Source organism: Arthrobacter sp. Soil_C_49 (genome assembly GCF_057656635.1).
On the sequence record NZ_JBDGJZ010000030.1, the window covers coordinates 1 to 1,261 of the forward strand.

2 protein-coding genes are annotated in these 1,261 nt (G+C 62.3%); both read left to right on the forward strand.

What is annotated here, in order from left to right; translation table 11 throughout:
• Positions 1–117 precede the first annotated feature (117 nt).
• Complete coding sequence (locus tag AC3A4Z_RS22570; RefSeq protein WP_419202644.1) at positions 118–549, forward strand: hypothetical protein; 432 nt, start codon at positions 118–120, stop codon at positions 547–549.
• 102 nt (positions 550–651) lie between these two features.
• Positions 652–1,002, forward strand: a complete 351-nt coding sequence (locus AC3A4Z_RS22575) for a DUF3846 domain-containing protein (protein WP_498714548.1) — start codon at positions 652–654, stop codon at positions 1,000–1,002.
• The last annotated feature ends 259 nt before the right edge of the window (positions 1,003–1,261 follow it).

A 1,261-nucleotide genomic window follows, 5' to 3' on the forward strand; every position in this document is an offset into this window, starting at 1 on the left:
GCCCCGTAGAGCACTACGTGCCAGCAACAAAAAAGCAACTGGGGGAGAGGGGAGCTGGCCGGTCACCTAAGCCGCCCGACCCACCCACCATTTCGGCAAAGAATGGAGCACCACCACATGAACGCAGTCATCAAGATGACCGTGACCACCGTTGATACCGAGGAAACCATCCACGATGTTCCGGTGCTCGTGGATTACCACATGAACGACGGATACGACTGGATGGACGTAATCGGTGAACACGGCTGGGCCGTGATCCCCAGTTGGGGCTGTGACGGCTGGGACTTGGGCCAGTGGCCTTACGTCATGGTCGCCGGGATCCGCACCGCCGACGAGATCGGCAACCTGTTCGGCATGGCCACCTACTGTGAGGGCGACGTGAGGACCACGTTTTACCGGACCAAGGCCGCTTTTTGGACCGCGATAAGTGAGCAGGCGTTCTTCCACTGGAAGAACGGACAGGCCCAAGGCCCCGACGACCTGCCAGAGGCAGCCGCCGAGATGCCCAGTCGGTACCGGATTCCCTGCAATCTCTCCGCCGCCGCCTAACCACCACCCAAACCGGTGCCCCGCCTACGGGCGGGGCACCCCTCCCACCTCAAATGAGTATTTGAGTAAAAACTCATGATTGCAATCGTTGAAGGACAAACCGTGAACACCTGCACAGCATTGATCATCCCAGCCAACCTGGCCGAGCCGGCACGCGTCGAACCCATCAACGCCGGTTTAGACAACCTGCAAACCCTTGTGGCCGGAAACATCGAAGCCGTCACCGTCGATGACTGGCACTTCTACCTGAATGAAGAAGGCAAGATCATGCAGCTTGCACCGAACCGCCGCGCCGCCCAGCTGGTGCTGGAAGAAACCGGCGTTCTGGCAGACGTGTACTGCGGTGACGTCGTTGTCTTGGGCGAAACCGCTGACGGCGACGAAGCAGACGTCCCCGAACATCTGATTGACACCGCGCAACAGCTTTTCGGACTCCACCAAACCACCGCCTAGACAGGCTGCGGGCCGTTCGCCTTTGTGGGCGGGCGGTCCGCCGCAGGTGGCCGCCTGGGTGGGTGGTTGCCGGCGCCGGACCGCCGTTCCCGCGTCAGGGCCGGCGCTGGTCACCTGGTGCGTGCGACAAGCCCACGCTTACGGTGATTTGGGCGCAGAGGAGGGGTCGGGGAAAGGGTACTCGGGCGAGCACTGTTGGGCGTCCTCTCCGCTTCGCTCCGTGGCCGGCTGTTGGGTGCTGCCGGTCCGTCGCAGAGCT

Excerpts from the sequence above, each read along its gene's own strand:
- AC3A4Z_RS22570 (WP_419202644.1), top strand. The coding sequence starts at position 118 with ATGAACGCAGTCATCAAGATGACCGTGACCACCGTTGATACCGAGGAA.